The organism is Psychrobacter piscatorii (assembly GCF_904846415.1).
Lineage (GTDB): Bacteria > Pseudomonadota > Gammaproteobacteria > Pseudomonadales > Moraxellaceae > Psychrobacter > Psychrobacter piscatorii.
Genome location: NZ_CAJHAR010000025.1, coordinates 15295 through 39904 on the forward strand (window position 1 = coordinate 15295; position 24610 = coordinate 39904).

At 43.5% G+C, this 24610-nt stretch carries 18 protein-coding genes; 15 read left to right on the plus strand and 3 right to left on the minus strand.

What is annotated here, in order from left to right; genetic code table 11:
- The first annotated feature begins 229 nt into the window (after window positions 1–229).
- The 6 genes from JMX83_RS11085 (at window position 230) to JMX83_RS11110 (ending at window position 6371) form a co-directional block, all read left to right on the plus strand.
- Window positions 230–1255, plus strand: a complete 1026-nt coding sequence (locus JMX83_RS11085; RefSeq protein ID WP_227675828.1) for a histidine kinase — start codon at window positions 230–232, stop codon at window positions 1253–1255.
- A 244-nt stretch (window positions 1256–1499) separates the two neighbouring features.
- On the plus strand, window positions 1500–2237 hold the full coding sequence (locus tag JMX83_RS11090) for a LytR/AlgR family response regulator transcription factor (protein ID WP_201601707.1): 738 nt from the start codon (window positions 1500–1502) through the stop codon (window positions 2235–2237).
- A gap of 204 nt (window positions 2238–2441) precedes the next feature.
- Window positions 2442–3476 (plus strand): hydroxymethylbilane synthase, encoded by a 1035-nt coding sequence (gene hemC / locus JMX83_RS11095; RefSeq protein WP_201601710.1) that lies wholly within the window; start codon window positions 2442–2444, stop codon window positions 3474–3476.
- Between the two features lie 95 nt (window positions 3477–3571).
- Entirely contained in the window at window positions 3572–4561 is a 990-nt protein-coding gene (locus JMX83_RS11100) for a uroporphyrinogen-III synthase (RefSeq protein WP_201601713.1), read from the plus strand.
- 230 nt (window positions 4562–4791) lie between these two features.
- Window positions 4792–5829: a hypothetical protein gene (locus JMX83_RS11105; protein WP_201601715.1), complete on the plus strand. Its 1038-nt coding sequence runs from the start codon at window positions 4792–4794 to the stop codon at window positions 5827–5829.
- A 53-nt stretch (window positions 5830–5882) separates the two neighbouring features.
- On the plus strand, window positions 5883–6371 hold the full coding sequence (locus JMX83_RS11110; RefSeq protein ID WP_201601719.1) for an acyl-CoA thioesterase: 489 nt from the start codon (window positions 5883–5885) through the stop codon (window positions 6369–6371).
- A gap of 105 nt (window positions 6372–6476) precedes the next feature.
- Here JMX83_RS11110 and ribBA read toward each other — a convergent pair whose 3' ends face one another.
- Window positions 6477–7589 (minus strand): bifunctional 3,4-dihydroxy-2-butanone-4-phosphate synthase/GTP cyclohydrolase II, encoded by a 1113-nt coding sequence (gene ribBA / locus JMX83_RS11115; RefSeq protein WP_201601721.1) that lies wholly within the window; start codon window positions 7587–7589, stop codon window positions 6477–6479.
- A gap of 327 nt (window positions 7590–7916) precedes the next feature.
- Window positions 7917–9206, minus strand: coding sequence for a replication-associated recombination protein A (locus tag JMX83_RS11120; protein WP_201601723.1), 1290 nt, complete (start codon window positions 9204–9206; stop codon window positions 7917–7919).
- A gap of 429 nt (window positions 9207–9635) precedes the next feature.
- Between JMX83_RS11120 and JMX83_RS11125 the strand changes: the two genes are divergently transcribed.
- Window positions 9636–10169, plus strand: a complete 534-nt coding sequence (locus tag JMX83_RS11125; RefSeq protein WP_201601771.1) for a type IV secretion protein Rhs — start codon at window positions 9636–9638, stop codon at window positions 10167–10169.
- 151 nt (window positions 10170–10320) lie between these two features.
- The gene (locus tag JMX83_RS11130) at window positions 10321–11217 is read left to right on the plus strand and encodes a hypothetical protein (protein WP_201601725.1); all 897 of its coding nucleotides are present in this window, start codon (window positions 10321–10323) and stop codon (window positions 11215–11217) included.
- Window positions 11218–11348: 131 nt separating this feature from the next.
- Here the strand turns inward: JMX83_RS11130 and gltA are convergent, their stop codons facing one another.
- Window positions 11349–12629 carry a citrate synthase gene (gltA, locus tag JMX83_RS11135; protein ID WP_201601727.1) on the minus strand — a complete coding sequence of 427 codons (1281 nt, stop codon included), beginning with the start codon at window positions 12627–12629 and terminating at the stop codon, window positions 11349–11351.
- A gap of 1029 nt (window positions 12630–13658) precedes the next feature.
- On the opposite strand from gltA, the gene sdhC reads away from it, so the two are divergent.
- The 7 genes from sdhC (at window position 13659) to lpdA (ending at window position 24521) form a co-directional block, all read left to right on the plus strand.
- Complete coding sequence (gene sdhC / locus JMX83_RS11140; RefSeq protein WP_075105828.1) at window positions 13659–14045, plus strand: succinate dehydrogenase, cytochrome b556 subunit; 387 nt, start codon at window positions 13659–13661, stop codon at window positions 14043–14045.
- 20 nt (window positions 14046–14065) lie between these two features.
- Window positions 14066–14452 (plus strand): succinate dehydrogenase, hydrophobic membrane anchor protein, encoded by a 387-nt coding sequence (gene sdhD, locus JMX83_RS11145; protein ID WP_227511562.1) that lies wholly within the window; start codon window positions 14066–14068, stop codon window positions 14450–14452.
- Window positions 14453–14807: 355 nt separating this feature from the next.
- On the plus strand, window positions 14808–16658 hold the full coding sequence (gene sdhA / locus JMX83_RS11150; RefSeq protein WP_201601729.1) for a succinate dehydrogenase flavoprotein subunit: 1851 nt from the start codon (window positions 14808–14810) through the stop codon (window positions 16656–16658).
- 213 nt (window positions 16659–16871) lie between these two features.
- A complete protein-coding gene (locus JMX83_RS11155) occupies window positions 16872–17582 on the plus strand; it encodes a succinate dehydrogenase iron-sulfur subunit (protein ID WP_058023969.1) in 711 nt (236 codons plus the stop codon).
- 949 nt (window positions 17583–18531) lie between these two features.
- Window positions 18532–21417: a 2-oxoglutarate dehydrogenase E1 component gene (locus JMX83_RS11160; RefSeq protein WP_201601731.1), complete on the plus strand. Its 2886-nt coding sequence runs from the start codon at window positions 18532–18534 to the stop codon at window positions 21415–21417.
- Between the two features lie 155 nt (window positions 21418–21572).
- Window positions 21573–22805, plus strand: a complete 1233-nt coding sequence (gene odhB, locus JMX83_RS11165; RefSeq protein ID WP_201601734.1) for a 2-oxoglutarate dehydrogenase complex dihydrolipoyllysine-residue succinyltransferase — start codon at window positions 21573–21575, stop codon at window positions 22803–22805.
- A gap of 261 nt (window positions 22806–23066) precedes the next feature.
- Complete coding sequence (lpdA, locus tag JMX83_RS11170) at window positions 23067–24521, plus strand: dihydrolipoyl dehydrogenase (RefSeq protein ID WP_201601737.1); 1455 nt, start codon at window positions 23067–23069, stop codon at window positions 24519–24521.
- Window positions 24522–24610 lie beyond the last annotated feature (89 nt).

A 24610-nucleotide genomic window follows, 5' to 3' on the forward strand; every position in this document is an offset into this window, starting at 1 on the left:
TGAGTGCTGGTAGGGCTGTTTTGTGCATCTTTGTTTGTTACTGAGACATTCGTGCTAGAATCAGCAACAGATGAACTTTTACTTGATTCGGGATTACTAAGGTTTGAAGAATTGGCGTTCATATCGGTACAAGACAAGTCAAGAGAATAAGAACTCGAGTATAGCAAATGATGAGGTTGCCTTACTAGCTACGCGCTTAGAGTTTTTTATTCCAAAACTCATGGAGATCATGAGGCCTTGGCAGTGGCTGACATATATTGCTTTTTGGTCACTGTTTCTCACGGTGATTGAGCGTCATGGTCTGTCCAGTTGGTCGGACTTTATCATCAAGCTTGTTGCGCGAACCATACAAAATGGCTTGACCGTCATACCTGCATTATACTTGGTAGATTATCTGCGCCCTGTCTTCAAAAATGCCAGTATTCCGAGTGTGAGTGTGCGTATCGTCATGCTGATGATGTTTGCCGCGACGATTTCTATGGCTTTAGTCGTTTTGATTTTGATTAATATGGGTTTGATGGAATATGATCGTCAAGCTTTTATGACCAATCTGTTTTTCAACACCGTACTGACTGGCGGTTTTACCATTGTGTTTTTGTTGTACTTTTTGCGTAACCACCGTGAGCTTAATGCGCTCAAGCTGTCGTTTGAATACAAGTTAACTGCACAAAATGACTTAATCAAAGCTCGTACCGCCCCGCACTTTTTCTTTAATACTATTAATACACTGGTATCACTAATTGAGTCTGATCCACCAAAAGCCTCTGCTTTATTACAACACGTTTCTGTCTTATATCGTGCCAGTTTTAGCGGCGAACGTGAGATTAGCTTTGAAGAAGAAGTTGCGCTTTGTGAGCATTATCTAGCGATTGAGTCTAGCCGTTTGGCAGACAAGCTCGAGGTCAACTGGGATTTGCCTGATGAAGATCTCATGTATGACATGGTGATCACGGCACTAACCTTACAAAGCGTACTGGAGAAAATGCTACTCAATGTGGTTGAGATAACCACAGAAACCATTCATTTTAATATTAAAGTCACTTGGCAGCAGCACAGAGTAACTATTCAGATCGACGTAGAACTTCCCAAAAGAACCTTAATCATTAACCATGATTTGCGTCAGCATATGAATTTTTATATTCAAGCGGATCGCTTACGCGCTTACTTTGGTCAAAGTGCTGATATTCAAAGCACGGTTACTAGTAACCACATCACTACCATTATTGACTATCCCTTACAAGATGTCAGTTTATAATCCTTCCTCTTTTACCGTTTTTCATTAGGTTCTCAGACACTATATTCTCACTATAAGATATTGTGGCATACTTATTGCATCGTCTTTTATATCTATATGGTTATTGCGATTTTTATCTGGCAATTATTGACAATGAGTGGTTAATATAAAAAATATGATGCAGAAAATTTCACCATATTGAACTGGCCAGTACATTCGTCATACCATCGAAACATATTCAGTAGAATTTGAGGTGGGAGTTTACATGCGTATCGTAGTTTGTGATGATGAGCCTTTAGCGCGTGAGCGTTTGGTCAGAATCGTACAGGAATCAGGTCATGAGGTGGTTGCTCAAGCTACCACAGGGGCAGAAGCTATTGTCGCCGTGAAAACTCAGCAGCCTGATATTATATTATTAGACATTCGTATGCCTGAGATGGACGGAGTGCGCTGTGCCCAAGAGCTGGACAAACTTGAGCATCCACCAGCCATTATATTTGTCACCGCTTACGATCATTATGCGATAGCGGCACTAAAAGCCAATGCAATCGGTTATTTATTGAAACCGGCAAACAAAGACGAGCTATTAGAAGCACTGAACAAAGCAAAAAACCTAAACGCGGCGCAATTGAATGAAATTCGCAAGCTTGCAAATCCAACGGTGCGTCCAATACGCGAGCATATTGCTGCTCGTACTCACCGCGGTGTAGAGCTGATTAAACTTAAAGATATTTACTATTTTGCAGCAGATCAAAAATATGTCAAGGTACGTCACAAAGATGGCATTGTATTGATTGATGAGACCCTAAAAGAGCTAGAGCGAGAGTTTGACGATCGTTTGTTCCGTGTGCATCGCAACGCCATTATCAATCTGAATTTTTTAGACTTTTTAGAAACCCTAGACGCTGGACAATATCAGATACGTTTTAAAGGAATCGATGAGACGTTAGCCGTGAGTCGTCGTCACCTGCCAGCCTTACGTGACAAAATTCAAAGCATGTAATAGGATGTTTTCGGAGCGACATAATCATCCCATATCATCAAACCCTTATTTATGCTTAAATAGGGGTGTTTTTTTGCGCCAGCATTTACTATCTCTGATGTGAGTCGACCATTTTTTGTGGCAAGTTTTCCCAATCGCTTAGCACCAACTTAGCACTGACATTGTAGCATCGAGATTATAGTATCGAATTTATTGAGGCCCTTTATGAGCAATCCGCAGCAACCTGCTTTGACTACCTTAACCATCGCCACGCGTCAGAGTCCTTTGGCTCTATGGCAAGCCGAGCATATTCGTGATCGCTTATTGGCGCTCTATCCTGAGTTGACAATTGAGTTACTAAAAATTGTCACTAAGGGTGACAAGATTTTGGACACACCTTTGGCCAAAATTGGCGGTAAGGGTTTATTTGTCAAAGAGCTTGAGCAAGCATTGTATAACAAGCAAGCAGATATTGCGGTACATTCGCTAAAAGACGTACCAATGCAGCTGCCTGAAGGCTTGACGCTAGGTGTCTACTGTAAGCGTGCTTCACCAACTGATGCTTTTGTCTCAAATACTTATAATAGTATTGATGAATTGCCGCAAGGTGCAGTTGTTGGGACCTCAAGTTTGCGTCGTCAATGTCAGATCAAAGCCTACCGCCCAGATCTACAGATCAAAACCTTGCGCGGCAATGTTGGTACGCGTTTGGGCAAATTAGATGCTGGTGAGTATGATGCCATTATCTTGGCGACCAGTGGCTTGCAGCGTATTGAATTAGATGAGCGGATACGTGGGCAGCTAGATATTGATGCCTGCTTGCCTGCAGTTGGTCAAGGTGCGTTAGCCATTGAATGCCGTGAAGGTGATGACGAGGTGTTGAAATTACTAGCGCCACTTAACGATGATAAAGCGCGTATTCGCCTTATCGCTGAGCGTGCGCTTAACCGTCACTTAGAGGGCGGCTGCCAAGTACCGATTGCAGCCTACGCAGTGTTGCAAATGGCTGATGAAACCAGTGCTAATAATGATGACAATGGTGAAAACGGCAATAACGATAACGGTAATGTATTGTGGTTACGTGGCCGAGTGGGTCAAGCGGATGGTAGTAAGCTGTTAAAAGCAGAAAAGCGAGTGACATTGGTTGGCACACAAGACGAGCAAGAGGCGCAGGCAAATCAACTCGGTATTGATGTTGCCAATATACTACTTGCTGATGGTGCAGGGGCTATCTTGTCAGCGATTTATCACGCTGAGTAACGTATTCGCTTTGTCATACTGAGTCATTGATTGACATATCCAATGTTTGGTCGATGATTCAGTCAATTCTACAAGCCTTTTGTCATGGTACATCTATGTCATCAACGTCAACTAAAGCTAGGTCTACTCATAAAAATCAATCCAATGATGGGTCAGTGCCAAAAATTGTCATCAATACACGACCGATAGCACGCGCTGCGCCATTGACGAGTCATTTGCAAGCAGCAGGGTTCATGGTGGTTGAGATACCGATGTTGACGTTGCAACCGCGTCCAACGACTGACGATGACCTAGCACTGATGCGTGCGTGGCTAGCAGGTGAATATAAGGCTCTGGTTATCATAAGCCCAACGGCGGCCACTTCGGGATTGAATGTTTGGCAGTCACTTGTGCAAAGTGAGCATGACGATAATAGTCATGCGAAAACGGAAAATAAAGCAGCCAATATAGCTTCTGAAGTTTTGGTAGCCCCAAGTCAAATCATTGCAGTCGGTCAAGCAACCGCTGCAGCATTGACTCAAGCCAATATAGACGCGACCAACTATCAAGTGCGACAGCCTGAAGTTGCCAATAATGAAGGTATGCTAGCAATGCCTGAAATAGACAGTTTGCAGGCGGGCGATAAGCTGCTGATATGGCGCGGACTGGGTGGACGACGATTATTGGTCGATACCTTACAAGCACGCGGTGTACATATCGATAGTATTGCGTGGTACGAGCGTACAATGCCTACCGAGGCAATGACTCAGTATCAGCAGTGGCAACAAGATTTTTTTGCATGTAATCAAACGACAAATACAACATCAAAGCAAGCAAAACCTATCGTCGTCGTGAGTAGTGGCGCTGCTTTTGAGCATTGGGCGAGCATCGTCAAGGGTGCAAGAGAAAAAATGTCAGAACCAAAACGTAGTAATGACATAATGAGTGATGCGAGAGATAGTTTACCACTCAAGCTAGCTGACTTTTCTTATGTCGTATTGGGTGAGCGCTTAGCAGATATGGTTGCAGCACAGCGCCTGAGCTATTGGCGTGTAGAGGATTTGGCGCCAGACACCATTCTATCAGCCATCGCCACCAATACTTAGAGCATGTCCCTATTTTAAAAATGGTGATAAAAATGAGATAAATCACAGGCAAACAATGAAAGTAGTGAAGACAATATCAAGATATTGACCAGCTATTTGACGCTGTTTGTCAAAGATTTAGCTATTTTTAGCCCATTTAGTGACAAACGTTTGAATTGGGGACACGCCCTAGTTTTATAATTTCTATTTGACTTAAATATGTTTATACCTACCCATCACGGTACTGTCTTATGCCAATGAATTCTGAGTCTTTATCTAAGGATCCTTCTGCTATACAGCAGCGCCGGCAAGCAAATATCTTGCTGCTGCGGATGCAGTGGTTGGTCATTTTGCTGCTTATCGCGGCATTACTCTGGCTCTATATTAGTCAGCAGCGTTTTCAGCACAGTGTCAATGAGCGCTTGCAGAGCAATGAGCAGGTTGTCAGTCGTTTAAACGAGATGGACGATCGTTTATTTGCCATGAGCCAGCAGACGCTACCAGAGCCCAGAGTCAAAGCCAGTAGCCAAGCGCAAAACCAGCTGGATTTACTACGCATTCAAATAAAAGCCGCTGACAGATTACTAGCAGACAACAATGATAGTGCCGCGATCGAGTTGTTGCGAGGTTTGCATTGGCAATTGGCGCAAAGCAGCAACGAGATTGCACCTGCATTGACCGTCGTAATCAAGCAAAGTTTGCTCAAAGACATCGAGCGACTACAAGCGCAAAGCTCACAACCTAGCCCATGGCAAATACAAAATCTTGCGATTCAAAACATTCAAGAGTTTTTGCATAGTCATGAGCGCCTCGGCAGCTACGAGGGTGCTGATATTCAGCGCCGAGAGCTAGTGGATGCAGCAACTGAGGGTGACCAAAAGCGTGCAGTCGCGAACCCGCCTACTCAAACGTCAGCGCGTAACGACACGACATTAACGCGTAGACAACTGACGATTCATGAAGTCATCATGACATTGAATCTGGCAAGTCAAGCGAGCAATATGCGCGAGCAGGATCAACTCATCAATTATTTAACCCAAGCGCGCAAACAGCTAAAAACTTTACTACCTAAATCATCGGTTAGCAATGGCAAAAACTCCGCGCAAGTTGGCGCCATTGGAATAGTACCAGTAGACAAAAAATTAATTGGCGCAGAAAATAACTTAGAAACCATGAACTCGCCTAGTGACATACCAGAAGTCATTGCTTGGCTTGACCAACTGATTGCCAATGCTCCTAAGCCAACACCGTTATTAACCACACAGATTTTGGATAAACCACAACCTTAATCGATACGGTTCGAAACAGCTATATATAGACAACATGAGACACAAGGTAAGTTATGACCAATACGAGTGAAAAGCCAGATTTTATGTCTGAGGTAGCAATTGATCGACCTGAAGTACTGGCGCATTATCCAGTGATTCATTATCAGCCGATTCATTGGGGTGAGATGGATGCCTTTAATCATTTAAATAACGTGGTGTATTATCGTTATTCTGAGTCAGCGCGCATTGGTTATTTGCACGCGTTAGATATGTTCGATGGCAGTATGGTCACCGTCTTGGCACAGTCGAGCTGCCAGTACTTACACCCAGTGACCTATCCTGATACTTTGTTATTGGGCGTTCGCTGTCAGCGTCTAGGTAATACCAGTATCGCAATGGAATATAGCTACTATAGTACAGCACAAAACAAAATCGTTGCGACCGCTGATGCCGTCGTAGTACGTCTCGATAGTGATGGGAAAGGTAAGTTACCGTGGACGACAGAAGAACGCGCGCGCTTACTAGCATTAGAGGCAAAATTTGGTCATACCCCTGAATTTTAGATAAAGCTTTACCTAATCAATAGTTAAAAGCAAAAAAGGCACGCTAATATAATATTAGCATGCCTTTTTTTATGACTGTTTATTAGTCAATTTTTCAAACAGGTTTTAGTTGTCTTGCGGGGCGTGCACAAAATCTACGACATTTAGATCGAAACCTGATAACGCATAAAACTTCATGGGTGATGACAATAGACGCATATCACGAACGCCTAAATGACGTAATATCTGTGCGCCGACACCGATACTGCGATAAGGCTGCTGGGTGATGGTCGATTGCGATTCATTATTCGCGGCTTGCTCTAATGCATCCCCAAGATCGACCGGTTGATGATTACCAACCCAGACCAAGACACCGCGCTCTGAGGCGCTGATCTCTTCTAATGCTGACTGCACGCTCCAGCCGCTACGACCTGTCATATCATTTTTGGCGGCAAATAGATCACGCAGTGGGTGGAAACCATGCACACGTACAGTACTGACGCCTTCGCTCACATCACCTTTGACCAAGGCTAAATGAGTTTCTTCAGCACCAAACTCGCGGAAGCGATGCAACGTAAACGTACCATGCTCAGTCTCAAAAGGACGGGTTTCAACTTCTTCTACGGTTTGCTCATTGGCAATACGGTAGTTGATGAGGTCAGCAATCGTACCCATTTTGATATTATGTTCTTTGGCAAATATCTCAAGGTCATCGCGGCGTGCCATGGTGCCATCAGCGTTGATAATCTCTACGATCACTGCTGCAGGCTCTAAACCCGCTAGTCTAGATAAATCGCAACCTGCTTCTGTGTGGCCTGCACGGTGAAGAACACCGCCGTTTTGTGCCATGATTGGGAAAATATGACCAGGCTGCACGATGTCTTCTGGCTTCGCTGCCGATGAAACGGCTGCTTGAATGGTACGAGCGCGATCGGCAGCAGAGATACCAGTGGTGACGCCTTCAGCGGCCTCAATCGATACCGTAAAGTTGGTGCTAAACTTTGCTTCATTGCGATCCGACATCAGCGGTAGTGCCAATTGCTGGCAACGCGCTTGTGAGAGCGTTAAGCATACCAAACCGCGCGCGTGGGTGATCATAAAGTTAATGTCTTCAGGACGAACATGCGTCGCTGCCATGATGATATCGCCTTCGTTTTCGCGGTCTTCATCATCCATCAAGATGACCATTTTTCCGGCACGAATGTCTTCGATAATCTCAGGAATCGTATTTAAACTCATAGTAAGTCTCAATATTTTATTATTAATAAATATGTGTGATTTGGAATATAAAGTGTTGTCTGCCTATTGTAGCAGTAGTTGGTATCACGCGCTGTTGCTGTTGAGCAAATCACATGACCATCACAGTAATCAAATATAGAAGTAGTTCATGACTTTTATATATCATTCTTAATACATTTTAACGGTTTTTACCCCAGCGTGCTGACACAAAGCTGAACTATCACGCTTAGTCTTTTAAAAATAGGGTTAAATATTATTAATGGCTCATACGTGTCATTTCTAAATCTTTTTTGCAAAGTTGGGCGTTATTTTTAGGCATTACTGGTTTTAGTCATTACTGGCGGCTTGGTTCTTTAACCACTCCATAAACTGTTTGCTGTGCTGCTCGCGTTGATTATCTGCAAACTCGTAAAAACTCGTACCTGCTAAATTATCTGGTAAGTAGCTCTGAGGGTAGTAATGGTTAGGATAATCGTGCGGATAAGCATACCCTTGACCGTAGCCTTGATTGCGCATCAGTTTGGTCACGCCATTACGCAGATGTAGTGGCACAGGGGAGGCGTCTTTTTCTGCCAACGCCATCGCTGCATTGATTGCTTTATACGTGCTGTTACTCTTTGCACTGGTGGCTAAATAGACCACCACTTGCCCTAGGATAATACGCGCTTCTGGCATACCGATGGATTGCACACTGCGCAGGGCTGCATCAGCGAGGAGTAGAGCGTTTGGATTGGCATTGCCGATATCTTCACTGGCTAAGATTACCAATCTGCGCGCGATAAAATCGGCAGGCTCGCCGCCAACGAGCATCCGCGCCATCCAATAAAGTGCCGCGTCAGGATCTGAGCCACGTACTGATTTGATTATGGCTGAGATAATATCGTAATGCTGCTCGCCATCTTTGTCATAACGTACCAACGCGGTCTGCGCCACTCGGCTGACCAGTTCGTCATCGATGATAATCGGCGATTGCTTGGCATCCGCTGTTTGAATCGCCAGCTCTAATAAATTTAGCGCTTTTCTTGCATCGCCGTGGGCCAGTTGACTGATGGTGTCTTGTGCTTGCAAGTCGATGGTGAGTCTTTTGAGTACATTGTCTTCCGAGAGTGCCCGCCGTAGTACCGCGCTGATTTGCTCAGGCGTTAATGGCTCTAGACGATATACTTGGCAACGTGACAAGAGCGCGTTATTAACACTGAATGAGGGATTTTCTGTGGTGGCGCCAATCAGCGTGATATCACCAGACTCTACCGCGCCCAATAATGCATCCTGCTGCGCTTTATTAAAACGATGAATCTCATCGATAAACACCACAGGTGACTCAAATGCCAGTGAGTCTTTACTATCCAATACTTCGCGCAACTGCTTGACCCCAGTATTCAATGCAGAAAGCGCATGAAAAGGTCTATTAACTGCATCCGCCAATAACATTGCGATGGTCGTCTTACCGATACCTGCTTCGCCGTGCAAAATAATAGAGGGCAGATGCCCTTGTTCGACCAAACGCCGTAAAGGTGCGCCAGTGGCCAAAAGATGCTCTTGACCGATAATAGCAGCGAGAGAAGCAGGGCGCATACGCTGAGCAAGAGGGGTGTCGGCATGAAAGTTAGGCGGCATAAGTTTCTCTATTGAAAAATTAAAAAACGGTCCATTGGCTACAGTGGCGGCCATTGAGAGATTTTATAGTCAAATCTAAATAACGACATACTAGTCTATAGTTATCACTTTTATTGAAATTACATGCGTTTGTTCCTTTGGGATGATTCTCGCAGCAACTTCGCCATGATAATTTCGCCATGACAATGAGTATTAGACATCAGCAGTCAAAGTAGGCTAATTTATAAATAAGGTACTTGCTATAAACAATACACGCTAGGCTAACGCAAAAATATGTTAATGAAAGCTAACGAAGCGTATAGCTTATGTCCCCAGCACTTTAGTTTTAATGATTCATCCATATTAACGGTTCAATGGTAACGATCAGAATGGTTGATCAAATATCATTTATTATCACCAGCCTAGCAAATATAAGGTATTACACTGATGATGTCTGGACAACCTCTCAAGCGCTTGCTTAATCGATATTCACGTAGCAGCGTAAAAAAGCAGCAGTCGCGTTGTCTGACAGTTGGTGAGATCGCGTTGGCGCGCTCGGTATTCGGTGACAGTATCAGATTAGATGAAGTACGACTAAAAACCACTTGGTGGGTTCTCAAAAACTATGCGGTAAGTCCGAATGGTAATATTTACTTTAATCCAGCCGATTGGATCGATGATTTCAGTGCGGCCTCGCTGGGCAAGCAGAGCTGGCTCATCCACGAGCTCACTCACGTGTGGCAGCTACAGCAAGGATTGAAAGTCGTACGCGGTGCCCTTATCGATCGGCGATATGACTATGTACTAGAGACAGGCAAGTCGTTTTTTAAATATGGGATCGAGCAGCAGGCGCGCATGGTTCAAGATTATTTTGTTCGTCGTCAGCGCGGACAGGACTGCCAAGATTTAGAGGCCTGTATACCATTTTTGACTGTAAATCCTCTCACTGACATAAAAAGTGCTAATCACGCTTCTAGCGCTTAGTTTTTGTCTGATATGAGATGAGCTACCAATCGATATTATGCTTCTATTATGACTGATAGGTCAGTAAGGTCTCTAACAGTTATCAAATAGCGCCGGCCCGACACCATTTTAGCTTTTTACATTTTTGCTTTATTAAAGGATACGTACTCTCATGCTTCGACTTTTGCCAGTAAAGCCTCATATTGATACTTCTGCTAGCTCAGCTCTGGCTGCAGTAGCGCTAACGGGCGTACTATTTCTGACCGGCTGTCAGCAGCAAGCTGACGCACCGCCTGTACCAGATGAGACTCAGACAACTGAAAAAACAAGCGCAGAGGACAGTCAACCTATGCAGCAAAGTGATTCTGCTGCGGCACGTATAGAGCAGTTTCAGCCTATATACGTTGCGCAAGCGCAAGGGCTACAGCGTCGACTACAAGCAGAGTACGAGTCACTGCAAGCGGCAGATGCTTCAGATAGTGAAGAGTCACTATTACTGAGTGAGGCGACTAACGATTCTGCCACTCTTACAGAAAATGCGAATGGCGCCAACCCTGAACCATTACCAGCTGATAGTCCAGTAGAAGCTAACGCTACCAGTGAGGAAGGTTCGGATGTAGAGATAAATACAAGTACCGAAGTTGGTGAGCGTGATTTGACTGTGCTAAAGCGTATCAGTCTTGAGCCGCGCAAACCGATTATATTGACGGAAGAGCAGATCATCGAGCGATATCAGCAAACGATGGCAGCGTTATATCAGCCTGTGACTACGCCACTCAGTGCAGAGGATTCTGATACGCTGATCAATATAGCGACCTTAGTACCTCAGCTGTTTGAACATGCAGAGATTGCTGGAAGGGTCAGTGCAAAAAGCCCCGCGCTGGCTCGGTTGATTATTCAGCATCAAGTATGGGAGCAAATAGAAGCGCAGCAAGTGGTTGATATGCAGCAAATGAAGCAACAACAGCAGCAAGAATTTGAAACGCTCATGACCAAATTCAACGATACTATTAAAGGGTATGACGAGCAGATTGCTAAATATGAGCAGACTTTGAAAGAGTTTCAATAATGGTTTGAATGATACTCATAGTAACGAGTTTGCCAATAATTGGATGAAATGTATCCAATAGCATCTATCCCATAGCAATAAAAAATCCCGCACGATGGCGGGATTTTTTATTACAAAGATACTATTTTTGCTTACTTACGATCTTCAACTTTCACAAAGTCACGGCGCGTTTCACCAGTATATAACTGACGTGGACGACCGATCTTGTATGGGGCGCTGTGCATCTCTAACAAATGGCTGATCCAACCTGAAGTACGAGCCAATGCAAAGATTACCGTAAACATTGATGTTGGGATACCGATGGCTTTTAAGATAATACCAGAGTAAAAATCAACGTTTGGATATAGGTTACGCTCGATGAAGAACGGGTCTTCTAGTGCAATTTTTTCGAGTGCCATTGCCAATTCAAGCTTAGGATCGTTGACACCAAGTGCTTCTAATACCTCATCACAAGTCTCTTTCATGACTTTCGCACGTGGATCGAAGTTTTTGTAGACACGGTGACCAAAGCCCATTAACTTCACTTCACGGCTTTTCACTTTTTCCATGAATTCAGGTACATTTTCAACCGTGCCGATTTCATCAAGCATCTCTAGTACAGCTTCGTTTGCACCGCCATGTGATGGACCCCAAAGGGCTGCGATACCAGCAGCGATACAGGCATAAGGGTTTGCACCAGTAGAACCTGCTAAACGTACTGTTGATGTAGAGGCGTTTTGCTCATGATCAGCATGCAAAGTAAAGATTTTGTCCATTGCACGAGTGATGACATCATTAGTCTTATAGTCTACATCAGCAGGGGTTGCAAACATCATGTACAAGAAGTTTTCAGCGTAGTTAAAGTCATTACGCGGATACATGAACGGTTCGCCTTGCGAGTATTTATAACTCATTGCCGCAAGTGTTGGCATTTTAGCGATTAGACGAATCGCTGTGATTTCACGATGCTCTTCGTTACTGACATCTAGGTTGTCATGATAGAACGCTGATAGCGCACCAACGACACCAACCATAATAGCCATTGGATGCGCGTCACGGCGGAAACCTTCAAAGAATTTACGCAATTGATCATGAACAGCCGTATGTTCGCGGATTTTTTCAAAGAAATCTGCTTTTTGCTCAGCGTTAGGGAGGTCGCCATTTAGCAACGCATACGCCACTTCTAGGTATTCAGCATGGTTTGCTAACTCGTCGATAGGGTAGCCGCGGTGTAATAATTCGCCTTTGCCACCATCGATATAAGTAATTTTTGATTCAACAGGAGCAGTTACTTTGAAACCAGGGTCATAAGACCAAAATCCTGATTCTTGCAAAGCAGCAACATCGATAACTGGGCGCCCTAAAGTACCTTCAATAATAGGAAGTTCGTATTCTTCACCATTCACGGTTAGTTTGGCATTAGTGTCAGCCATAAATTGCTCTCCATTGTTTTTGATTTGTTAGAATAAAATTACTGCAGACGTACACCTCACGTCATCATTGGTCAAACGGTAGAATGTGTTTAACTCGTTTAATACGCAAGGTATATTAGCAGCAATTACTTGTGATTTGAAAAAACTTTTATTGACCATGGGTCCAATTGGCACGGCCTAGCGGTGGTTGTTCGCTGTAATTTTTGTATCAAAATATGTCTGATTGGTTATTTTGCGCCAAACTTTCTGTTTATCAAAAATATTTACAACGTCAATATTGACGTTATATTTTTGGGTTTGTCGCAAAAACGCAGCAGAATTTTCGTAAAAAACGAGGCTAAAAACAGACAGGGCATGAGTAGCAGACAGGTTGAGTGTCGATCATAATTGTCAGAGGTAAGCGTTTTCCACATTCAGTATTGCATATATCTATTCGTTTGTTAATTAAGTGTGTGCCTTTATTACTTTAGGGATAAATTTGTAATTATCGCCCAGTCATTTTATAATTGCAGGAATTGACTGGCACTAGCTTTGTGCGAATTGATAAGTGGTCATGATATAGTGTCGCCTAGAGCTTACTTTATACATGCTTATTTACAATTGTCTGGTGTTTTGATAAACCAAACCGAATTCTGTGGTTTAAATGTTCTTGTTAACTGCTCTATTTTTAGATGCTCAGCACCAGTATTTAGTGCTCAGTACAAGGTTTATTTTGATAGAGAAGACATATTAACGTTGTCTGGCTATTCATACGACCAATAAAAATAGACTGGTTAGTCGATCTTACTCATGTTTATTTTCTTTGTTGTATAATAGATAGGTTGTTTTGTAGGCCTGTCAGCTCGACAAGCGACACTAAACAGCTTATCAATACCTTATATACATGATTCTTTCTTCATATTTAGCACAAACTAAAAGAAGTCAGCTAGCTCTTCCTTACTTTATTCGTCTCGTGTGTTGCTCGATGCTCAACTGACACCATTTTTGTCAAGCGTTGATAGCAGATACAGGAGTATAACCGCAAAAAGGATGCCCGCTGTGAAAAGCAACCGACCTATTGATCTGCCTCTAAGCCAAGTGATTAGCGTTAATCGCTCACCGATCGCAATCGCCTCTATTTTGCATCGTATCTCTGGCATTATTTTATTCTTATTAATTCCTGTAATGCTGTGGCTATTACAGAACTCATTGGCATCGCCTGAGAGTTTTGAGACCGTATTTGACAACGTGCTTGTGCGCTTTTTAGCATGGATATTTGTTGCCGCCATCGCATATCACTTCGTGATGGGTATCAAACATCTATTTGCTGATATGGGCATGAACGAAGAGCTAAAATCTGGCCGCACCGCCTCTATGGTCAGTTTTGTCATTGCAGCGATTTTAGTTGTCGCGTCATTTATATGGGTGATGTTCTAATGATTAAAAATGATTCAGGAATCAAAAGTGCTACTGGTCTGACAGGTTCAGGCTCACGCGATTGGATTATTCAGCGTATTAGTGCTGTTGTTTTAGCCGTTTATAGTGTGGTGTTGCTGGGCTTCTTTTTGACCCACGGCGATGTCACGTACCTTGAGTGGTCATCATTCATGACTAGCCTGCCAATGCGTTTATTCAGCTTAGTTGCTGTACTTGCACTAGCTGGCCATGCTTGGGTGGGAATGTGGACAGTATTTACTGACTATATTACGACAGGCAAGCTGGGCTCAAGCGCAGCAGGTTTACGTTTAGTGCTACAGTCATTGATGATTATCGCTATTTTAGTATTTCTATTTTGGGGCATCATGATTTTTTGGGGCAACGGCTTTAGTGTTGTTGCTGTTTAATCATTGAGTGACCAGCTTTAATATTGATATAAGTATCTATATATAAAACGGATGCGCGCAGCTGGTATATCAGCTGATAGAGTAGTTTAAAAGTATCCGTTGATAGCCAAAAATAGTCATAGCATTGGACCAACAGCGCCACTATTTAGATTGTCGCTGAATGAGCAACAAGGTTGAGCGGATTTGGTTCAGTATAACGATAGATATGCAAATTAAGTGGTCAAAAACTGTTATATCCTCTTCTTTAATAAGTGCATGTAATGGCCAGATAAAAGCCTTTAAACCTGCAGTAAGAAGATTTTAAAACACGCTTTTCATTTACTTATACGCATTAACAGGCATTAGGAAAACCGTAATGGCAACTAGACAAGACAATACCATTAGTAATATTAAGACCCTAAACTACGATGCAGTTATCGTTGGTGGCGGTGGTTCAGGTATGCGTGCTTCATTGCATTTAGCGGAAGCGGGTATGAAGGTTGCAGTCCTGACCAAAGTATTCCCAACACGTTCGCACACGGTTGCCGCTCAGGGTGGTATCGGTGCAAGTTTGGGCAACATGAGCAATGACAACTGGCACTTCCACTTTTATGACACCGTAAAAGGGTCAGATTGGTTAGGTGACCAAGACGCTATCGAGTATATGTGCCGTGAAGCGCCAAAGGTAGTCTATGAGCTTGAGCACATGGGCATGCCGTTTGACCGTAACGAAGATGGTACGATTTATCAGCGTCCATTCGGCGGTCATACGTCGAACTATGGCGAAAAAGCGGTACAACGTGCGTGCGCTGCTGCTGACCGTACTGGTCACGCACTATTGCACACGCTATACCAGAAAAACTTACAGCAAGGTACTGAGTTCTTTATTGAGTGGATCGCACTTGATTTGATCAAAGACGAAGCAGGTAACATCAACGGCGTTATCGCCCTTGAGCAAGAGACAGGTACGGTTGCGGTATTCCAAGCGCCAGTTACTGTCCTAGCGACAGGCGGTGCAGGTCGTATCTTTGCCGCCTCTACCAACGCTTATATCAACACAGGCGACGGTATTGGTATGGCCGTTCGTGCAGGCATCCCACTACAAGATATGGAGTTCTGGCAATTCCATCCAACGGGCGTTCATGGTGCAGGTGTACTATTGACTGAAGGTTGCCGCGGTGAAGGTGCTATCTTGCGTAACAAAGATGGCGAAGCTTTCATGGAGCGTTATGCGCCAACCGTTAAGGATTTGGCACCACGTGATCTAGTATCGCGTTCTATGGACCAAGAAATCAAAGAGGGTCGTGGTTGTGGCCCTAATGCCGACCATATCGTTATGGACATGACCCATTTGGGTGTCGACACTATCATGAAGCGTCTACCATCAGTATTTGAGATCGGTAAAAACTTCGCCAACGTTGACATTACTAAAGAACCTATTCCAGTTATCCCAACCATTCACTATATGATGGGTGGTATTCCAACCACTATCCATGGTCAGGTAATCGTGCCGGATCTAGAAGCGGGGACTGATGAAGACGGTTTATATGCTAATGGTAACGTCGTTAAAGGCCTATACGCTATTGGTGAGTGCGCTTGTGTGAGTGTACACGGTGCTAACCGTTTAGGTACTAACTCACTACTTGACTTGGTCGTGTTTGGTCGTGCTGCTGGTAAGCACATCGTTGATGAGTTCCATCAAAATGACCATAACTACAAACCACTTGATCCGCATGTACTTGATATCACGGTTGGTCGTTTAGACAAATTACAGCAATCAACGTCAGGCTACAATGCGCAAGACGTGGCTGATGAGATTCGTGCCACCATGCAAACACATGCCAGTGTATTCCGTACGCAGGCCATGATGGATGAAGGCGTTGAGAAAATCTTAGCGCTGGGTGAGAAAGTCGAACAAATCCATTTGGGTGATAAATCACAAGTCTTCAACACTGCTCGTATCGAAGCGTTTGAAGTGGCAAACCTATACGAAGTAGCAAAAGCGACGATGGTATCAGCCGCTAGTCGCCACGAAAGTCGCGGCGCGCATAGTGTCTCTGATTATGATCGTCCAGAAGATGATGACTATGCACCAAACGGCCGTAATGACCATGACTGGATGAAGCATACTTTATGGTATTCTGAAGGCAACCGTATTATTTACAAACCAGTTCGCAAAGTGCCACTGACTGTTGACTATATCGAACCAAAAGTTCGCGTCTATTAATTTTAGACTATGTGCTCGATATAAACAGAAAGCTTAAACGTTTTATCCCTTATTAATTTATTAAAAAGGTGACCGCCAGCTACATGCTCATAGGAGTGCTACTAGGCTATTAATTGATATTCGATATTTGATTATCAGTAGTGATTAATAGCCAGCACTCAAATGTTGCAATCTTTGTATGCCCGCCATCACCTACGTGTGGAGTTTAGCATTATGAGCCGAGGTACTCGCACCATCGAAATCTATCGCTACGATCCTGATGTGGACGCAGCGCCGCGCATGCAAACTTATACGATTGAATTACTTGATTCAGATCGTATGTTGCTTGACGTGCTATTACGCCTAAAGAAAGAAGATGAAACAATCACTTTCCGCCGCTCTTGCCGTGAAGGTATTTGTGGTTCTGATGGCATGAACATCAATGGAAAAAATGGTCTAGCATGTCTAATCAACATGAATACCCTACCAGAAAAAGTAACGGTTCGTCCGTTACCTGGTTTGCCAGTGGTTCGTGACTTGGTTGTTGATATGAACCAATTCTACGAGCAATACGAAAAAGTACATCCGTACTTAATCAATGATCAGCCAGCACCGCCAACTGAGCGATTACAGTCTCCTGCTGAGCGTGAAAAGTTAAACGGTCTATATGAGTGTATTCTGTGTGCATGCTGCTCAACGAGCTGCCCATCTTTTTGGTGGAACCCTGATAAGTTCTTAGGTCCATCAGCATTACTGCATGCATATCGCTTTGTTGCTGATAGCCGTGATGGTGACACGCAAGCACGTTTGGCGCGTTTAGACGATCCGTTTAGTCTATTCCGTTGCCGCGGTATCATGAACTGTGTGTCAGTTTGTCCAAAAGGCTTAAACCCAACCAAAGCAATCGGTCATTTACGTAATATGTTGATTGATCAAGCTGGTTAATGGTTTGTAATAGTTTTGATTATTGACGGCACAAAAAAACACCACCTATTCGTTAGGTGGTGTTTTTGTTAGTCAAAATCACTGATTATAATAGTGTTAATTTTCTGCTCACTATTGTTTAAAGTGTGCTTCTGTTGGTAGCGATGAACAATCCTGCCGGACAGGTAGAACAAAAAGTCTGGTACATTGGTAAGCAACAGGACGTTAGTCTATCCGTAAATCTGTATGGGCAATACGTTGGTCATATGTAAGAAGACATATTATATAAACAGTCAATCTATATAATCGGATACACGTAAAGTTTGGTATAATTGCATCTTGAACTTGATCAAACATTGCGAAGTTTGTTTCGAATACATTAGAAGTAGCATCTATACGGGCTATTGCATTAATACAATAAAACGTTATGTATACAATAACGATGCTTCTATAATTGATAATAGATATTCATTACGTAAATACTTAGTATTGAACAAACAAACTATATCGCAAAAAACGCTCATGATATTCTATACAGCAATGTATGTTTATCTGAAACGATAAGATTTGTTAGCAAATAGCGGATATTTCAGCGATAATAGCCAGTTTATAGGCTAGCTGAAAGATTGACCATTTATTAATAATTTATCATTGATGAATTGGTTATGGCTAAAAGAAGTATATATAAATTAATGTTGTGAAACGAGCCAGATCAGAAAACTGAGTATTCACAAATAAATTTATTTTTAACATAGGTGTTGCAATAAGACTTGTTATCACTATCTAGCATTACTTGCTCTTTTAGACAATGACAGCAATATTCTATAGTGACGGCAATACTTAGGGATAAAAGTGTTTTATCGAACTGTATTCAATGGGGTATGACGAATTGTCTGAACGCCTAGCATACAACGACTGACACCATAATAAGCACGATTCCATTCATTTATCTATCAAATAGACGATTATTATGAATAGTATAACCAAAGAAAAAGCGGACCAAGGACATACTGAACTGGCCGCCGATAATGCCAGCTATATAGAAGCTCTTTATGAGCAATACCTAACGGACCCTGATAGTGTTGACACAGATTGGCAAGCGTACTTTGAACAGTACAAATCGTCAAATGATGCTCAGCATAATGCTATTAAAGACCAATTTTTGTTACTTGCTCGCAATCAAACAGCGAACAAATCTAGTAACGAAAGTACCGGTACAAGTAGTAGCAATTCAGACAACTGTACTGATCCAAAGCAAATGGGTGTACAGCAACTCATTTCAGCATACCGTCGCCGTGGTCACCGCCGCGCCAAGTTAGATCCATTAGATTTACATCCACGTGCAGAAGTGGAAGATCTAACCCTAGCTTATCATAACCTATCAGAAGCCGACCTTGATACTGTATTCCCCACCAATGATTTAGTGATCGGTAAAGATGAAGCGCCATTGCGTGAAATTATCGAGATCATGGAGCGTGTTTACTGCCGCCATATTGGTATTGAGTATATGCATGTGACCACCAGCACTGAAAAACGCTGGATGGAAGAGTATGTAGAAAGCAATCTAGGCTATATCAAGTTTGACAAAGAAAAGCGTTTGTCTATTCTTGAGCGTCTAACAGCTGCCGAAGGTCTAGAAAAATATTTGGCGCGTAAATATACAGGCGTTAAGCGTTTTGGTTTAGAAGGTGGTGAGAGTTTCATACCTGCAGTCAATGAAATCATCCAACGTGCTGGTGGCTATGGTACAAAAGAGATGGTCATTGGTATGGCCCACCGTGGACGTCTAAACTTGTTGGTCAATATTTTGGGTAAAAACCCTGCAGACTTATTTGATGAGTTTGATGGTAAAGTGCAGCCAGAAAAAGGCTCAGGCGACGTTAAGTATCACAATGGTTTTTCATCTAACGTGATGACACCAGGTGGTGAAGCGCATTTGGCTTTAGCCTTTAACCCATCGCATCTTGAAATCGTTGCACCAGTATTACAAGGCTCAGTACGTGCACGCCAAGTGCGCCGTAATGATCAGCCGTCATTGGACAACACTGGTGGCAATTCAGTATTACCGATCGTTATTCATGGCGATGCGGCTTTTGCTGGTCAGGGTGTGGTTCAAGAAACCTTCCAAATGTCACAGACCCGTGCTTATACCACTGGTGGTACTGTGCATATCGTTATCAACAACCAAGTTGGCTTTACCACTAGCCGTCAAGAAGATGTTCGTTCAACCGAATACTGTACTGATGTGGCAAAAATGGTACATGCACCAATCCTACACGTGAATGGTGATGATCCTGAGTCAGTCGTTTTCGCGGCTCAATTAGCCTTAGACTATCGTCATCAGTTTGATAAAGACATTATTATTGACTTGTTCTGCTACCGTCGCAACGGTCACAACGAGGCAGATGAGCCTTCAGCCACTCAGCCATTGATGTATGCGGTTATCAAGAAACTGCCAACGACACGTACCCTTTATGCACAAAAGCTCATTGCAGAAGGTATCTTAAATGCTGAAGAAGAAAAGCAGTATGAAGATAATTATCGTGAATCTTTAGATCGTGGTGATTACGTTGTTAGCTCACTGGTTCAAGAACCTAACGAGCAGTTATTTGTAGATTGGAAACCTTATCTAGGTCACGACTTGGTTGACGATTGGGATACCAGTGTTGATATCGAAAAGCTCAAAGGTTATGGACGCCGTATGGCTGAGATGCCAGAAGGCTATAAGCTACAGCGTCAGGTTCAGAAGGTTGTTGAGCAGCGTCTAGCCATGCAAACAGGTGAAGAACCTCTTAACTGGGGTGCCGCTGAGACATTAGCCTATGCGTCATTAGTTGATAACGATGATGTCTTAGTACGTATCACTGGCGAAGATGTCGGCCGTGGTACATTCTCACATCGTCATACTGAAATCTACAACGTTAATGATGGCAGCATGTATGTGCCACTTGCTCATTTGAGCGAGAAACAAGCACGTTTTGCTACTTACAACTCGTTGTTGTCAGAAGAAGCGGTATTAGCCTTTGAATATGGCTATGCGACGACAGTACCGAACGCCTTGATCGTTTGGGAAGCTCAGTTTGGTGACTTCGTGAACGGCGCGCAGGTCGTCATTGATCAGTTCATCTCAAGTGGTGAGACCAAGTGGCAGCGTGTTTGTGGTTTGACGATGTTGTTACCGCATGGTTTTGAAGGTCAAGGCCCTGAGCATTCATCTGCTCGCCTTGAGCGCTTCTTACAGTTATGTGCTGAAGACAATATGCAAGTCATCACGCCAACGACTCCTGCACAGATCTATCATGCCTTGCGTCGTCAAGCGGTACGTCCAATCCGTAAGCCGTTGATTGTTATGTCACCGAAGAGTTTATTGCGTCACAAGCTAGCAACTTCTCATTTAGAAGAGCTTGCTAACGGTAAGTTTGAAACGGTATTGCCAGAGATGGACGATCACAACGCAGATAAAGTGACTCGTATGGTGCTATGTGGTGGTAAGGTTTATTACGATCTATTAGAACAACGTCGTGCATTAGGTCTCGATCATGTTGCTATCGTTCGTATCGAGCAGCTATATCCGCTACCAGAGCAACGTTTGGTCGCTGAGATCGAAAAATACAGCAACCTAGCTGAGATTGTATGGACGCAAGAAGAGCCATTGAATCAAGGCGCTTGGTATTACTTAGCACCGCATATGTTCCGTATCGTTGTACCACATCCAACCAAAGCAAAAGTTATGGAGCCCGTGGCACGTTCTGCTAGTGCAGCACCTGCAACAGGATCACCAAAACTGCATGCACAGCAACAACAAGCATTAATTGCTGGTGGTCTTGGTATCAGTGTTGATGAGTTATCTCAGTAACAGATTATCTAATCGAAAGACTATAGAAGATAAATGAATCAGGCGATGACAGTCAGTATCTTTTAGTACAATCTAAGTAGCATCACTAGAATGCTACTGACTGCCTATCACGACTTAATAATAAGTATGAATATCCAAATCTAAGGAGTATATCGATGGCTGACATCAAAGCCCCCGTTTTTCCAGAATCGGTTGCCGATGGCACAATCGTTGAATGGCATGTCACTGAAGGTCAACAAGTTAGCCGTGACGACCTATTAGCTGAAATCGAAACTGATAAAGTGGTACTAGAAGTTGTCGCACCTGATGACGGTGTATTGACTAAAATCGTTAAGCAAGTTGACGATACTGTATTGTCTGACGAGTTGATCGCACAGTTCGAAGCCGGTGCAAGTGCAGGCGATGCAGCACCAGCTGCAGAGCAGTCAGCTGCTCCAGCACAAGAAGAGCAAGCGGCTGATGGTGGCGAGCCAGTACAAGTCACTGACAAAAAAGATGAAGCAGAGCACAAAGATCAAAGCCCTGCAGTCCGTAAAGCAGCAAAAGAGTCTGGCGTTGATCCTAAAGAAGTTGAAGGTAGTGGCCGCGGTGGTCGTGTCACCAAAACTGATATGGCTAATCCAACACTGAAATCAGACAGCAGCATCAAGTCTGACAACGGTCGTCCAGTTGCTGAATCGATGGGTGAGCGTACTGAAAAACGTGTACCAATGACTCGTCTTCGTAAGCGTGTTGCTGAGCGTCTATTATCAGCATCACAAGATACAGCGATGTTGACGACGTTTAACGAAGTGAACATGAAGCCATTGATGGACATGCGCGCTAAGTACAAAGAAAAATTCGAAAAGCGTCATGGCGTACGTTTAGGCTTTATGTCATTGTTCGTAAAAGCAGCGACAGAAGCACTAAAACGCTTCCCTGCAGTCAATGCATCACTAGATGGCGATGATATTGTTTATCATGGTTTTTATGATATCGGTGTAGCAGTATCTTCAGATCGTGGCTTGGTTGTTCCAGTACTACGTGATACTGATCGCATGAGCATGGCTGATGTTGAAAGCACTATCCGTGAGTTTGGCGGTAAAGCACAGCAAGGTAAGCTTGGTCTAGAAGACATGACTGGCGGTACTTTCACTATCTCTAACGGTGGTGTATTTGGTTCGTTGATGTCGACACCTATCTTGAACCCACCACAAACTGCTATCCTAGGTATGCATGCGATCAATGATCGTCCAATGGCAGTTGATGGTAAAGTTGAAATCTTGCCAATGATGTACCTAGCGCTATCTTATGACCATCGCATGATCGATGGTAAAGAAGCGGTACAGTTCCTAGTAACTATCAAAGAGTTGGTCGAAGACCCAGCTATGTTGCTACTAGACTTGTAAGCTTCTAAGCTTGTATTGGCAACCGCTAATACAAGCTTTTTAGCTTTGGTACAGACAATAGCTCTACCTGATTAGCAGCAATTGATTTGCTGCTAATTATATTAAAAAAGAATTTAATAATGGTGACTGACTATCGATTATCGATGAGTGAGTCTTTCTCACTGATATGGTGTATTAACTATTCAGTGTAAATAACGTTGATCTACCAGCGAAATAAAAACCATTTTAAATGACACATACAATTAAAAATAGGAACGTACTATGAAAGACAATTATGATTTAGTCGTCATCGGCGGCGGTCCTGGTGGTTACGAAGCAGCGATTCGTGCAGGCCAGCTCGGTATGAGTGTTGCTTGTATCGAAAAGCGCGTTTATAAAGGTGAGCCAGCACTTGGCGGTACTTGCTTAAACGTTGGTTGTATTCCATCAAAGGCCCTACTTGACAGCTCACATCGTTATGAAGCTACTAAGCATGACCTTGGTGAGCACGGTATCAGTACTGGTGATGTTGCTATCGATATTGAGCAAATGATTGCTCGTAAAGAAGGTATTGTTAAGCAATTGACTGGCGGTGTTGCCGCACTGCTAAAAGGCAATGGTGTTGACTGGCTACAAGGCTGGGGTACATTAGTTGACGGCACGGGCGCTGACAAAAAAGTCAAATTTACTGCGCTAGAAGACGAAAGCGAAACCACTATCACTGCTAAGAATGTTATTCTTGCGGCAGGTTCTGTGCCTATCGAAATCCCTGTTGCCAAAACTGACGGTGACCGTATTGTTGATTCAACTGGTGCACTTGATTTCACCTCAGTTCCTAAGCGTTTAGGCGTTATTGGTGCTGGTGTTATCGGTCTTGAGCTTGGTTCAGTATGGCGCCGTCTAGGTGCAGAAGTAGTGGTATATGAAGCGCTTCCTAGTTTCCTAGCTGCTGCTGACAAAGACATCTCAAAAGAAGCCGGCAAAATGCTCAAAAAGCAAGGTCTTGATATCCGCGTTGATACCAAAGTAACCAATGCTGAAGTACAAGGCGATCAAGTCGTCGTTACTAGCGAAAGCAAGGGCGAATCGAGCGAGGAAAGCTTTGATAAGCTAATCGTTTGTGTTGGCCGCCGTGCATATTCTGAGAAATTGCTTGGTGATGACAGTGGTATCACCTTGACTGAACGTGGTCTTATTGACGTTAACGATCAGTGCAAAACCAATCTTGATGGTGTTTATGCTATCGGTGATCTAGTACGCGGTCCTATGCTTGCGCATAAAGCAATGGAAGAGGGCATGATGGCTGTTGAGCGTATTCATGGCGAAAAACCTCAAGTAAACTATGACACTATCATCAATGTCATTTATACTCACCCAGAAATCGCATGGGTAGGTTTGACTGAGCAAGAAGCTGAGGAAGCTGGCTATGAAGTTAAAACCGGCTCTTTCAACTTAGCTGCTAACGGTCGTGCATTAGCGCAAAGTGAAGCACAAGGCTCTATCAAAGTCGTTGCTGATGCCAAAACAGATCGTCTATTAGGTATGCATGCGATCTCTGCTGGTGCTGGTGATATCGTCCATCAAGGTATGATCGCGATGGAATTTGTCTCTAGTATTGAAGACTTGCAGTTGATGACGTTTGCTCATCCAACGATTTCAGAAGCAGTGCACGAAGCTGCGTTATCTGCAGATGGCCGTGCTATCCACGCTATCCAGCGCAAAAAGCGTAAGAAATAAGTAGTTGTTCGTTTAGTTATTATCGATTTACAACCTGATCGTGGTATCGCTATTTTGGAGATACTACGATCATGAGTGCGTCAGATATA